The sequence below is a fragment of the Rhodoferax sp. SPJ21 genome (assembly GCF_058216335.1).
Genome location: NZ_JBYZMO010000001.1, coordinates 694,272 through 707,792 on the forward strand (window position 1 = coordinate 694,272; position 13,521 = coordinate 707,792).

The following is a 13,521-nucleotide window of genomic DNA, read 5'->3' on the forward strand; positions in this document are numbered from 1 at the left end:
AAATTATTAAGTATCAGATTGTGCGTAGCCATATCCATAACCACCATATCCAGCATACCCCCCCTGGGATCCATTTCTAGCTTGATTTAGAACCATCATCTTGACTGGGCAAGACTCTATCGACGTAATTGCATGTTGGACGCTTGTTTGTAGGGTTTTTTCAGCGTGAACAACTATAACAATCTGCCCCATGTGCGTGGCTAGCACGCGTGCCTCAGTAGTTAATAGTAACGGAGGGGAGTCAAATATAATAATTCGATCAGAATATCTATTGGCAATGTTTTCAATCAACTTACTCATTGCATCACTTGCCAACAACTCTGTAGCTCTTAAATGAGGCGTTCCGCTCGGCAATAATGTTAATTTATCTATATTTGTTTTTAATAATACGCTAGACAAATCATCCACATCCCCGACTAACAAATCCAATAGACCAGGACTCGCTGGTAAACCTAACATTCTTAATACAGATGGTCTAGCGACGTCCGCATCGACTAGCATTACCGTATTATCAAGTTCGGTTGCAATACTCATCGCCAGATTAATTGCAGAAAAACTCTTCCCCTCTCCAGCCAATGCGCTTGTAACCATTATAAGATTACCATTTTCTATTTTTGATGCGCCGCGGCCCATCGCATTGCTTATCAACGGCCTCTTAATTACTCTATATTGATCTGCAATCTGCGACCGTGGCGAATTCGGGCTGACAATTCCCGCGACATTTAGAGCATCTAAATCCAAATCAACTTTTCGAGAAAATATTTTATTTTCTTTATTTGTTTTTTCATTTTCATCAATAAACTGCTTTAAACCAGGTTCTGCATTTTTTTCGGATACTTGTAAAACGGCAACATTTTCTTCGGGTACAGCAACGCCTGCGCGCCTAAGTAGTTCCAGTCGCCGTGTTGCCTGTTCGATCAAGCTACTCATAAATTATCCCACCTGTCCAGAAATGATAGTCAACGCAGCAATCGCAATAATAAAAATACCGACAAGTCCACCTGACGCGAAAAAGAATTTTTTAAGCTCAGATCGTTCACGCGATTTGGCTGTATCGCTCATAACAAGTGTGACAACACCCAAAATGGGTAAATCAATAACGCTACGGAGTGTCCGTGCATCATGAAAAACAGGTTTAAATTGACTTGAGGCAAAAGCGGCAAAGCCACCAGAAGCGAGTGCAATACACATTACAAGAAGCAACAAAAGTATTCTATTGGGCGCAACGGGCTTCGGTGAAACCCTAGGGGGATCAATTAATCGGAAATCAGCCACGCCAGCCGCAGACTCTAAATCACCAGATAAAGATGCAGATTCGCGCCGAGATACCAGATCTTCATAATTCTTCTTATTAATTGCATAGTCCCTATTTAACTGTGCATATTCAGCTTCAGTTTGAGGTGCGGTTTTCATCGTTTCGCGCGCCCGATCATAACGTGCGGAATATTCTGACACTCTCGCACGTAGTGCAGCTACTTGCACCTCTGATGAAGCCAACAATCGACCCATTTCTTGCGCAGCAAGACTATTGCCGCCAGCGCTAGCCGATGAGCTGTTTAACATCGCCGTTTTCCTTAGCTCCTGAACTTCTTTGCGTTTCTGCTCTTCTAATTCTTTTATTAGCTTTCTCGCACTTATGATGTCTGGATGCTGCTCAGTGAATCGTTGTAATAGACCATCTAAATTTCTCTTCTGCACCTCAATTCGCGAGTCTATTTCAGGTGTTGCAAGAGACTGAGCAGACTCCTGCAACAGACTCTTAGATGTTATGCTCGAGTTTTGTGATTTCTCATTTTGCAACTGTAATTTTGCAGCATCTCGCGCATTTTCTGCCTCTCGCAACTCAAGTTTCGCTTGGTTTAATTGAGATGATATTTCTCCCAATTTTCCAGCTATATCGGTACCACCGCTTGTAGTTTGAACATCAATATTGCGCAACTTAAACTCTTTTAAGCGTGCCTCAGCAGCCTCCAGCTTAGATTCGTATGTCTTTATTTGTTCATTAATGAATTTCTTTGCAGCATCTGTGTCTTTTCTACTATCACCCATACTGGATTCGACAAATATAGAAACAAGTGATTGCACTACTCTCTTTGCTTTTTCTGGACTTGGATCTTGGTAAGATAGTGTATAAAGATTATCTCTTGCAGTACTTTTTATTTGCAACGTACTCATTAATCTTTCTATTAAACTATCTTGAGCTGATTTAGATGAATTGGATAAATCAAGATCAGCCATACGTATTAATTTTTCCACATTTGGACGCGTTATTAACGTACGGCTAAGCATCCCAACTTGCTGATCAACGTTAGGTTGCACTGCCAAACCAGACATTAGCGGTTTCAGGATAGATTGAGTATCAACATAAATGCGAGCAGATGCCTCATAACGATCAGGCACGCGCAGTACCACTCCAGCACCAACTATTCCGATAAGCCAAGCAACGACTACCCCGATCCAGCGATATTTCCATGCACCTTTAGCATAGGTCAATATCTGACTAATTACTTCATCCATTAGGTAATTCTTTGCTAAATATATTTATTCATCATTGCGTAAAAGAAATATAATCAAAACCACCCTTGCGGGATTATCAAGATATCCCCAGGTCGCATTTCTACATTTAACGAAACATCACCTCGTTTAATTAAATCCTTTAATCGCACTGTGTACCGTTTATCGCCCTCTGCCGTTCTTAAAATAGTTGCGGCGTTGCCGTCTGCAAAATCAGTCAGGCCACCAACAGCAATCATCACATCCAGGACAGTCATCTTATTTTTATAAGGTAAGACTTGGGGTTTTGTAGCTTCACCAACCACACGTATCTGCTCGCTATATGGTCCGACAAAACCTGTAACAATAACTGTTACGACAGGATCTCGGACAAACTTTGCGAGTAGTTTTTCGACCTCTCGTGCCACCTCTACAGATGTCTTGCCTTGTACGCCCAGCTCATCTATCAGTGGCGTAGTCAGCTTTCCGTCAGGTCGGACAGGAACGGTCATCGACAACTCTGGATTTCTCCATACGATGATGTTGAGTGAGTCTCCCGGGCCAATGATGTAGTTGTAGTCTGTCGCAGGCATTGCCAATGCCGGAGCGGCAGGAAACGCTGGCGAAAACAATGAACAAGCAGTTACAAAAGACCCTACTAGTGCTACTAAGCACCACCGAGCGGCAGCCACCAAAAAAATGTTAAAAGTGTTCAAAATTACTCCCCGTACTGGATTGATTGACTGCACATACCTAGTTTTAATATAACCCAATTCGATGCAATTCTATAGTCAAAAAGCTATGTTTATAGATGCCTAATTTAGCCTGAAAGGCATGCTCGATGCGCTGGGTCAATGTGTCCAACCTACTGAAGTGGAACGAACCTCAGAAAAATCCCTGCCCATCTGAGTCAGTTGAACTTCTTACTACACCAGACTACGATTTCTAGATAGGTAATAAAAATAAATTCTTTCAATCAAGAATATATTAGAGATATCAACTTTCAGCTTCTTGCAATTAATATTTCATAAGAAGAATTAATTGCAATAAGAGAAAATGTTCTTAATTTCATATATTTTACGAATCCACTGAGATTGATAAAATATTTTACCAAATACCAAATATTATAAATATCTACAAATACCCTTGATGACAGAAAAGCAGAAAGCTACTGCGTAAATAATACATTGATTATATTAATACCTGGGCAAATGAGAGTTTTCAAATAAATTTATTTATTAGCTATTTTTTAACTTGCCCTTGTAAAATTGGTCTAATAAATCGCAGTAGCAGTTTCTGAAGTGGATTGGAGTTCCCCCAAGGCCGCCAAGTAAATTTAAGCTTTTGATGATATGCATCAAAATGCATACCCCAAGGTACAGCCTTCATTGCCCCCCGATTCAGCAGCAATTTCAAAACAGATGTTCCAACAACACCCGCGCAAAGATCGCAAGCCATGACTGTGGACGGCCCGCGCCTTTCGCGAAAATTTACCGATTCGGGTGTAACTAAATAGTTACGGTTTAGCATGGAAGGAGACAAACCTGCTATAAAACGTGCATATTGCTCCTGCTCAACATGGCCCTCCATCTTGAAGTAGTCTTCAAAACTCATTGCAGTTGGGCTGAAATATAAAAGAGCAGCCCCCATGCCCAGTGGTGCGGCTGTCAAGGCAGGGATACCTTTTTCTCTACATTTGGCAAATACCATACGGCGTGCTGGTAATGCAAAAAAATCAAGCGCATCTACATATACGTCCACGTCACGTAAAAACGTATCAACATTAGACTTTTGTACGCCCTCTGGAAAAATTTGAATATTAAGATCTGGATTGACATCTTTGGCCATTCTGGTCATGGTTTCAAGCTTCTTTGCCCCCATGGACGACATAAACGCACCGGATTGTCTATTCATGTTGTGAATATCAAATATATCAAAATCTGATATGTTAAAACTACCGACACCCAGACGCGCAAGTGTCAATAGATGCGCCCCCCCCACGCCACCTAATCCAGCTATAGCAATTTTTGCGTTTTTTAGCTTTAATTGCTCGCTAGAAGTAAGCCATCCAATATTTCTTGAAAAAGCTTTTTCATAATTAAATTTTATATCCATAATTTAATCAACCAAAATTTGAACAAAAGGAGAATTTAGATGAAAGATAAGCTTTTAAAAATTCTGCACAGCGGCGTTTTTGCACCGTCTGCTGACAACCAGCATGTATTTCAGGCAGAAATTCTGGATTCCGCAATTCGGTTGTGGCCCTCGGATGCATTTTCTTCGACGATCAACCCCATCCGTTTGACGTTAGGCCTTGTATCAATAGGCGCCGTGATTGAGAACATGCGGATAGAAGCCCTTGCACTGGGTTTGAACAGCAATATCACCTGGCTCTACGAGCATAACAACTCAGGGCCATTTGCGGAACTGAAATTTCACACCATAGCCGAGCCAATTTTCGACGAGTTTGCAAGTGCAGTTCCACATCGGCACACCAATCGACGAATGTACCAAGGCTCCAAGCTTGAGGAACATCAGATCAGCGCCTTGAACGATGCAGCTACTGGGGTCGATGGGATACAACTCACCTGGCTAACTGGCAACCATAGAAAAAAGGCGCTTCAGCTCATATGGTCGGCCGAAAGTGAACGATTTTTACGAAAGTCATTGCATGAAGATCTATTCTCATCCATTCGTTTCGACCTAAAGTGGAACGAAACTTCAAAGACGTTACTTCCTCCTGGCGCACTCGACATCGAAGCTCCTATGCGCCCGATCTTCAAGGCTCTGCGAAACTGGTATTTGATGCGCCCATTAACGAGCATAGGGCTACACCATATCATTGGCCTAAGAGCTGGTTTTTTACCTTGCTGGCAAGCCCCTGCGCTAGGTTTGCTCACTACAACTGGTGGAATAGAAAAGGGGGCAGTCAATGCGGGAGCAGCACTTGAGCGCGTATGGTTGAAAGCAACACTTTTGGGAATAGCCATGCAACCATTGGCCGCATCGTGTATGTTCGCACTACCTAATAGCTCCGGTCAAGGCCCATCCGATGAACTTAGGTCCTTCTTGGTTTCCGGCTGGGAAGAAATTGCCCCCGGGCGCTTGCCGATGATGGTCTTTCGTGCAGGGAAAGCAGCTTCGCCAAGCATTCGAACGGCAAGACCACCTGTCAATCAATACATCAGAACAAAATTAGGCGAATAAGATTGCGTAATTTTGAGTTTAAATACTTTTACTAAAATTTTGGGTAAAAAAAAGCGAGGCAGAACCTCGCTTTTTGAATTTAACCTTAATTACAGGTCTATATTTTTGATAACTTCCTATTTGGAAGATTTACGACGGCTTGCGGATGCAGCCAAACCAGCCAAACCTACACCGAACAGTGCCAGGGAACCTGGCTCTGGAACGCTGTTGAAGTCGATAGCACCCGTAGCTTGATTAATTGCAACCAGATTCCCGTTGGAAGACAAGCCTTGTGTAGTGTTATTCAACTCTGTGAAGGCAAATGTGTAAAACGGATCAGGATCAACAAAGAAACTCTTACCAGTTCCGCTTGTGCAATCCGCAGACGGCACAGCAGTTGCGCCAATCTTAGCCGTACCAGCGCCTGTGCACAGAGCAAGGGTATTGACCGCATTGGTGTATGCACCACCCAAACTGTTAAAACCGGCAACACCATTAATCAAGGAGCCATAGCCCAGCAAGATGTCATCGGAAGTGCCAGAAACAGTAGCTTCAGTGCCTGTGCCAGCAGCGCTTGCCTGCGTGAAAGAATTGTTATTCAGAGGATCAGCCCATACCTTGAAATTCAGCAGGGTCAGCGTAGCAACGCTGCCTGCAGTGTTAATACCGGCGCCACCACCAACGTAAGTATCAGCCAGGTCATACGTCACGTATAAGCCGTAGCTACCTAGAGCGCTACCGAAACCTTTTACGGCGGAGCCCAGAAAATCCAAGGTACTGATTTGTAACCAGCCGGAACCTGTATGACCAGTTGCCGAAGTATGCAGCAACTCCGAGGAAGTGCCGGAGAACTTATCGCCAGTTTTTAACTGTGTCGTACCAGTGATAGCACCACTATCAATAGTAAATGTTGGGACCGCAGACGCAGAACCTGCGCTCAATGCGAGCACAACACCAGCCGCCATTGCTGCAGCGGAGACTTTTGGCATCGAAAATTTCATGATGTACCCCTTAGAGTGAAAGTTAAACAGTCTGGTCCACTGCGGAGTCGACCGTTTCTCTTACAAAGCATGCAGTGTGCCAACTAGAATATAACCATTAAAATCAATGGCTTATGGAAATACAACCATCTGACAGAGGTTTTAATGTAAGGTTTTCCGACATAACATCTCAGCAAAACTCAGGTCACGGGAGACGTTAAAAGAAGTAGGTACCCAAAACTTGCATGGTCCGACGGTCCGGTAGGTCTCCAAAATCACTGCCAGTACGCCCTGCACTCTGCTGTAATTGAAATGTCAAATCAAACTTTGACCAGTGGTGACGCAATTCCAACCAAGCGAGCCGGCTGCTGTCGCCCACATTGACCCTCAGATAAGCTGTCAAATCCAAATCCTTAAGCAGCAGACCCTTTTGCGTCACGTAAACCAAATAGGCTTGCCGAGATGCAAGCTCTTGCAATCGCAGGGATTTGCCGAGATATGCTTGTTGCGCCAGAACCCCTCCCATTCCTGGCGCAGACCAGTCTGGCTTATCGGGTGCAAAGCCGTTGTATTGGTATTCAGCAGTTAACGACAGCTTACTCAGCGTGGTGTAGGTGGCTCCACCAGCAAAACGGTTGCGCGTTGACGTACTACCGGGTAGCGCCGTAAAACCGCTCAATAGATCTGACTCCCTGCCGCGGGACCACTCGAGGTGCGCTACGGCTGCATCCGACAACAAAGCTGTTAGATTAGCCCCCAGAGCTGAGGATAGGCCATCCTGCTTATACAAAAAAAATTGGCTGCTCACCCGCTGAGAAAATTGGCTCCCAAGAGCCACTAAAACCCGATCCCGATTATTGGTAGATCCAAGATCAAGGCTCCACGTGTCTTGATTAGGCTGGTCTGCAAGCTTCGGAGCAAATGCGACCGACAGAGATCCACCAGTCCATATGCTTTGGACCCTCAGCATGGCAGTACCCAATCTGTTCTCTCGGAGTGCAAAGGGATCTGCAGTGGTCACCACACGCAAGCTGCCATCGCGAAAAAAATCTGTTGGGTTGTAGCCATAGCTCGGCCCATAGCGCAAATTGATGCGCCCAGCTTCTGCGATTAGCCCCCCGTCATCCGACTGCCAACTTACATAGGCCTCACGCAAGCTGTTAACACTCTCGTCAAGACCTGCATCTCGGGGATGGATTTGATCGAACCGGTCAGAGAGCAACCCCCGCCAGCCATGGGCAAGACGCGCACTATGGGTGAAATCTATGGACGCGCGAGATGTGTCCACACTGCTCGACTTGTATCGCTGACTCGCATTACCAATAGCGCCCTCAACAAAAAGCTTGGTGTCCCGGGTGCCTTCGGTAGCAACACTCATATCGCTTTCGAGATTAAGTGCATCTACCTCGGCGCCAGTAGCGCTCAAAGATGGCAAAGGCTGCATCATTGCCAGCGTGAGAGCAGACAAAAAAAAGGAACGAGAAACGATAGTCATCGGTTTAATCAGGTTGAAAACGGGGCAGAAAATCTCTTTGCATCCAGCTTTCGGGAATGTTACGGGCTTTGTAATCGGAAAAACGCATGAGCGTCACGGATTGGGGATCCAGGCCGTCAATGATCACGCTCTCTGTAGGCCGCTCAGCGCCTAATTGCGGCTGAAATCGCCGGTAGTACACCGTTTTGAGAAGCCGGGACGATTCTGCATAGAACCGCCCCTTGATAGGCCGGTTGTTTTCCTTATCCACCCACATTTCAATGCTGGCATATGTGACATCGGGAGTCGCTGCGGTCAAAGCCAACTTGTATGCCTTGCGCATATGCTTTTCGCCATCCTGCACCTCTTCCTCACCAGCAAGCGTTGCCTTGTAGTCTTTCGCCAAGTTCACCGTCGCCACGTCGCCATTAGACGCTTGCCCAAGCAAGCGCTGTTGGGGGGACAGGCGAACGCTGGCTTTGCTGCTGGGGTCATAGAACCACATATCGTTGCCGCTTTTAAGCATCAACTTACCCGCATCACGAGCAGGTAAGACAAACCGTATCAAGCTGGAGAATTGCCCGCCCTGTTGCTGGCTCAAGGAATAACTGGTCAAGGTGCTGCTGTCAGCCTGCTTACCTCCCTGAAACTCCGTCAGCGTAACGGTGACACTGAATGCACGACCGGGGTTGCGGATGGCATCGCTGGCGACAAGTATCTCTTCAGCCGATGGTGCAGCCCAAGCCGAGCCAGTTCCATGCAAACAGATACATAGGAATATGCGTAATGACTTCATGATGACTGCCTTGATGATTTCAAACGTGGCGCAATGCTTCAACGATCTTGAGTTGTGCAGCTTGGTAGGCGGGCCACCAAGCGGACAGTATGGCAATGCCAATCAGGCCCAAGGTAGTGCCAATAATCATTTTTAGTTCGCCAGCCACCAATATAGTCAGAGGCACCGGCTCTACCGTACTGGGCGGAACCCAAAGAATATCCAGCTGGTTAATGATTGCAGAAATCACCAAAGCCAGCACGACACCCAAAACCGCGCCACACACACCCAGCAAAGCCCCCTCTGTGACGAACAATCCACGGATACCGGCACGTCGCACACCGATGGCCCGCAAGGTCCCAATTTCTACCGTACGTTCAACCACAGCGGTATTCATGGTGTTGCTGACGGTGAACAGCACAATCGCGCCTATAAGAACAAAAACAAATCCAAATATGGTGTCAAACATTTGCACCGTTTGCACATAGAAAGGATTCAGCATGCGGAAGTTGAGCACCGCCAATGGCTGGCTGCTGGAATACTTCGCCAATATGGGCTCCAGGCGCGCCACCGCAGCAGGGATCTGATCGGAATGCCTCAGCTGAAGAATGATGGAAGTCACTTTAGGGGCCGACTTGCCGTAGACCAGTTGCTGGATTTTTGCCAAGTGCATGATGAGCGCGATCTCGTCCAGTTCCTTGACGCCCTGGTCCTCGGCCCTCACCACCTCCAGAGAAGTCACATTCGGCGCACCTCTGGAGTTCACCAAAAGCACTTCAACCCTGCGCGGGCTGACATTGCTTGCGCCGGATGCAGCTTTTGACTCTTGCATGCTGAGCTGGGCGATATCGTCTGGCACGGCCTCACCGTCTCCCGATCGCTTCTTGTCCGGTTTGGGGCAGTGCTCCACCTTCAAGGCCTCGCACAGCTGCAGCACCCTCGCAACTCCCACACCCACCACGGCAGAGTCCAGCGCAGTTCCCTCCAAGGTCGAAATCGGCGCCTTGGAGCGCAGGCCAAAGTCGTTCCAGTGGCGCATGCGGTTGATGTCTTCGGCCACGAACCCCGTCCCAATCACGGTGCGGGATACGCTGGCGGCATAGTTTCCTGCAATACCGCCGAACTGCAGGGTAGGAGTAGCGACCAGCACCATTTTGCGAAGCACTTCGTCTTGCTGGATATCCGTCAAAATTTTGGCGTAGTCACTGATACCGTAGTCAGTAGGGTTACCACTGCCATAAAGATAGAAATCGCGGTGCTGGATCTGCAAATGCCCACCGCGCTGCACGATTCGGGTGTGCATCTCGTAATTGATGTTGCCGCTAAAGCCGCCGAACAACAATATTGCGGCACAGCCAATCGACATAGCCACCAAAGTGGCAAGAGAGCGGCGCCGGTTGCGCAGCAAATTGCGCACAGCCAGATTCAAGGTTCTTGTCATTTTGGCGCACCCATGTTCTTGCGCTGAACATCACGGATCACGCCATCGTGCAGAAAAATCGTGTCATCCGCCGCTTTGATAACTTCTGGATCGTGGGACGAAAAAATAAAAGAGATCTGGTAACGGTCCACCATGCGGCGCATCAAAGACAAAATGGCAGCTCCTGTCTGGCTGTCCAGATTTGCCGTCGGCTCATCTGCAATAACCAATTTGGGCTTGCGGGCCAAAGCCCGGGCGATGGCCACGCGCTGCCGCTGGCCGCCGGACAACTGGCCTGGCAAGTTCTTAGCCCGATCTTCCAGCCCTACCGCCTCTAACAACTTAGGTACACGTGTACCACGCGTTTTGGCAGACACCCCAGCCAGCAACAACGGATATTCGATATTCTCGTAGGCACTCAGGACCGGAAGCAGGTTGAAGTTTTGGAAAATGAAGCCAATGTTCTTGGCGCGAAAGTCAGACAAAGCGTCGTCGCTCAGCTCGCCGACCTTGCAGTCCGACACGACAATTTGGCCCTTATCCGGCTTGTCGATGCAACCAATCATATTGAGCAAGGTGGTCTTCCCACTCCCAGATGGCCCCATCAGCACTGTAAAACATGCTGATCGCACCATCACGTCGACGCCTTTGATGACGGGGACACTCACCGAATCGAGCCTGTAGGTTTTCTCGACTTGCGTAAGCATTGCCACTGGCTGCTGACTCAAGGTTTTTTCTGTCATGTATCCCTCGTTCCTACGGTTGCAGGCCACTCATCCACGGCTTGGCTACGGGCAATCATTATCACCACGCCAGAGCACGTCGTACCCACAATCAAGGTCAAGATCACCCAGCATATGCAGGTATTGAAGTGCAGTCCGTTGGACGCCTGGTTGAACGAGAAAGCTCACTCACACTATAGCGGCCACAGAGGGTGAAATCACTACTCAGATAATGAGTAAGATGCTAGACGCTCCGGCCACCGAACCGGATCCCGAGGTCGCTCACCACAGCTGGTTTAACACCATTTTCAGCCCCATCGAAATTGCACCATCACAGTATCTTCCGATGCTCAAAATATTGATAGTCTGCAAGGCCAATATCTGCCGCTCGCCCATGGCGCAGGCTGTCCTGCTCAAGTTTGCCGAAGATGCTGGCCTGAAACGCAAGTTAAGGGTGGACTCGGCAGGCACCCACGCAGGCCGCATCAGCGAACGAATGGACGCACGTGCCAAGAATGCGCTGTCTGCCAGGGGCTATGCCGCAGGCAAGGACCGTTCACGCAAAGTCGCAGAAAGTGACTTCAACGCCTACGAATTGATATTGGCGATGGACCAGTCCAACCTAGCCGACCTGCAGCAAATATGTCCCAGCCACCTGAAGCACAAGGTGCAGAGCTTTATGGCGTACGCCCACAAGACGGATATAGATGAAGTACCAGACCCGTATTTTGGCAATGCCCAAGGTTTCGAGCGGGTGCTGGACCTCTGCGAGGCTAGCGCGCGCGGTGTGATTGCGCACTGTCAAAGCCTCATCAGATAAGGTTTAAACCTTGTAGTAGTCGCGGTACCAGGCGACGAAGTTACCGATACCGGTCTGCACGCTGGTTCCCGGCACAAATCCCACCCAGTCCTGCAGTGCGTCGGTGTTCGCATAGGTTTCCGGTACATCGCCATCTTGCAGCGGCAATAGACGCTTCTCGGCCTTTTGGCCCAGGGCATCTTCGATACAACCGATAAAGTCCAGCAAACGGACAGGATTGTTATTGCCAATATTGAACACACGGTAAGGCGCGTTGCTTGTGGCGGGGTCAGCCAATACAGCGTCATATTCCGGGTTGGGCGCAGCCACACGGTCCAGCACACGCACCACACCTTCGACGATATCGTCTACGTAGGTGAAGTCGCGCTGCATGTTCCCGTGGTTGAAGACGTCGATCGGGCGCCCTTCCAAGATGGCCTTGGTGAACAGGAACAAAGCCATGTCGGGCCGGCCCCATGGGCCATAGACCGTGAAAAACCGCAGGCCCGTGGTGGGCAAACCGTACAGATGGCTGTAGGTGTGCGCCATCAACTCGTTGGCCTTCTTGGTGGCGGCATACAGGCTGACGGGATGGTCGACGCTGTCATGCTCGGAGAACGGCATCTTGGTGTTGCCACCGTACACGCTGGAGCTGGACGCGTACACCAGATGCTGAACCTTGCTGTGGCGGCATCCTTCCAGAATATTGATGAAACCCACCAGGTTGCTGTCTACATAGGCCAGCGGGTTTTGCAGGGAATAGCGCACACCCGCCTGGGCAGCAAGGTGGATGACGCGGTCAAACTTCTCGCGAGCAAACAAATCGGCTATGCCCGCACGGTCGGCAACGTCCATCTGTACGAAGCGAAAGTTGCTCTGCGGCGTCAGGCGCTTCAGGCGGTTGTGCTTCAGATTGACATCGTAATAGTCATTCAGATTGTCCAGGCCGACGACCTCATCTCCGCGCGCCAACAGCTTCAGCGACGCAGTCATACCAATGAAACCTGCCGCACCCGTGACCAATATTTTCATGACCGAATCCTTCTGCTCTATGCTTGTGAGGGGCTATCTTAGCCGGTGTTACTGCTGCGTTCGGCCCAGCAGCGCGCTTAGGGCGGCACGTCAACCCCAAACGCCCGTCTGGCGTTGTATGCTGGCCATTGAACGCTACTGCCGCGTTGGCATGCGGCGCTCATGAACTTAAAGGAAAAACCTATGTTGAAGAAGATTCTGGCCATTCTGGCCATGCTGACTGCGGCCATGGCTTTCGCTGCGGTGGACGTAAACAAGGCAAGCGTGGCCGATCTCGACGGCGTCAAAGGTATAGGCCCGGGCATTTCCAGCAAGATTCTGGATGAACGCAAAAAGGGCGAGTTCAAGGACTGGAGCGACTTGATCGAGCGCGTCAAAGGCGTTGGCGACAAAAACGCTGCCAAGTTTTCTGCCGGTGGCCTGACCGTCAATGGCAGCACATTCAATGGCGCAGCCGCTCCCGCCGCTAAGGCTGCTCCCGCCGCAGCTGCTGCGCCAGCTGCAGCGGATGCGAAAGCCGACGCCAAAAAGGCCAAGGCCGATGCGAAAAAAGCCAAGGCTGACGCAGCTGCCGCCGACAAACCCGTAGCAGCCGCCAGCGCGACCAAGAAATAAGCGAACCAGCCCCTCCTCCCAAACC

General features: G+C 48.9%; 13 protein-coding genes. 3 read left to right on the plus strand and 10 right to left on the minus strand.

Annotation, left to right across the window (positions count from 1 at the left end):
• Window positions 1–6: 6 nt before the first annotated feature.
• The 4 genes from AC4BBN_RS03025 to AC4BBN_RS03040 form a co-directional block, all read right to left on the minus strand.
• A complete protein-coding gene (locus AC4BBN_RS03025) occupies window positions 7–930 on the minus strand; it encodes an XrtA-associated tyrosine autokinase (protein WP_490590467.1) in 924 nt (307 codons plus the stop codon).
• Between the two features lie 3 nt (window positions 931–933).
• The gene (locus AC4BBN_RS03030; protein WP_490590468.1) at window positions 934–2,517 is read right to left on the minus strand and encodes an XrtA system polysaccharide chain length determinant; all 1,584 of its coding nucleotides are present in this window, start codon (window positions 2,515–2,517) and stop codon (window positions 934–936) included.
• A gap of 53 nt (window positions 2,518–2,570) precedes the next feature.
• The gene (locus AC4BBN_RS03035) at window positions 2,571–3,086 is read right to left on the minus strand and encodes an XrtA/PEP-CTERM system exopolysaccharide export protein (protein ID WP_490591380.1); all 516 of its coding nucleotides are present in this window, start codon (window positions 3,084–3,086) and stop codon (window positions 2,571–2,573) included.
• A 649-nt stretch (window positions 3,087–3,735) separates the two neighbouring features.
• Window positions 3,736–4,608, minus strand: a complete 873-nt coding sequence (locus tag AC4BBN_RS03040) for a ThiF family adenylyltransferase (protein WP_490590469.1) — start codon at window positions 4,606–4,608, stop codon at window positions 3,736–3,738.
• A 39-nt stretch (window positions 4,609–4,647) separates the two neighbouring features.
• Here AC4BBN_RS03040 and AC4BBN_RS03045 point away from each other — a divergent pair, with 39 nt between their 5' ends.
• Window positions 4,648–5,700 (plus strand): hypothetical protein, encoded by a 1,053-nt coding sequence (locus AC4BBN_RS03045; RefSeq protein ID WP_490590470.1) that lies wholly within the window; start codon window positions 4,648–4,650, stop codon window positions 5,698–5,700.
• Between the two features lie 116 nt (window positions 5,701–5,816).
• On the opposite strand, the gene pepA is transcribed toward AC4BBN_RS03045, so the two are convergent.
• The 5 genes from pepA to AC4BBN_RS03070 form a co-directional block, all read right to left on the minus strand.
• On the minus strand, window positions 5,817–6,680 hold the full coding sequence (gene pepA, locus AC4BBN_RS03050; RefSeq protein ID WP_490590471.1) for a flocculation-associated PEP-CTERM protein PepA: 864 nt from the start codon (window positions 6,678–6,680) through the stop codon (window positions 5,817–5,819).
• Window positions 6,681–6,876: 196 nt separating this feature from the next.
• Window positions 6,877–8,154: a hypothetical protein gene (locus AC4BBN_RS03055; RefSeq protein WP_490590472.1), complete on the minus strand. Its 1,278-nt coding sequence runs from the start codon at window positions 8,152–8,154 to the stop codon at window positions 6,877–6,879.
• A gap of 4 nt (window positions 8,155–8,158) precedes the next feature.
• On the minus strand, window positions 8,159–8,929 hold the full coding sequence (locus tag AC4BBN_RS03060; protein WP_490590473.1) for an outer membrane lipoprotein-sorting protein: 771 nt from the start codon (window positions 8,927–8,929) through the stop codon (window positions 8,159–8,161).
• A 19-nt stretch (window positions 8,930–8,948) separates the two neighbouring features.
• Window positions 8,949–10,349, minus strand: coding sequence for an ABC transporter permease (locus AC4BBN_RS03065; protein WP_490590474.1), 1,401 nt, complete (start codon window positions 10,347–10,349; stop codon window positions 8,949–8,951).
• Window positions 10,346–11,071 (minus strand): ABC transporter ATP-binding protein, encoded by a 726-nt coding sequence (locus AC4BBN_RS03070; protein ID WP_490590475.1) that lies wholly within the window; start codon window positions 11,069–11,071, stop codon window positions 10,346–10,348. Before AC4BBN_RS03070 ends, AC4BBN_RS03065 begins: the two co-directional genes overlap by 4 nt.
• Before the next feature lie 325 nt (window positions 11,072–11,396).
• Here AC4BBN_RS03070 and AC4BBN_RS03075 point away from each other — a divergent pair, with 325 nt between their 5' ends.
• A complete protein-coding gene (locus AC4BBN_RS03075) occupies window positions 11,397–11,870 on the plus strand; it encodes a low molecular weight protein-tyrosine-phosphatase (RefSeq protein ID WP_490590476.1) in 474 nt (157 codons plus the stop codon).
• Between the two features lie 3 nt (window positions 11,871–11,873).
• On the opposite strand, the gene AC4BBN_RS03080 is transcribed toward AC4BBN_RS03075, so the two are convergent.
• Window positions 11,874–12,881 (minus strand): NAD-dependent epimerase, encoded by a 1,008-nt coding sequence (locus tag AC4BBN_RS03080; protein ID WP_490590477.1) that lies wholly within the window; start codon window positions 12,879–12,881, stop codon window positions 11,874–11,876.
• A gap of 183 nt (window positions 12,882–13,064) precedes the next feature.
• Here AC4BBN_RS03080 and AC4BBN_RS03085 point away from each other — a divergent pair, with 183 nt between their 5' ends.
• Window positions 13,065–13,496, plus strand: coding sequence for a ComEA family DNA-binding protein (locus tag AC4BBN_RS03085; protein ID WP_490590478.1), 432 nt, complete (start codon window positions 13,065–13,067; stop codon window positions 13,494–13,496).
• The last annotated feature ends 25 nt before the right edge of the window (window positions 13,497–13,521 follow it).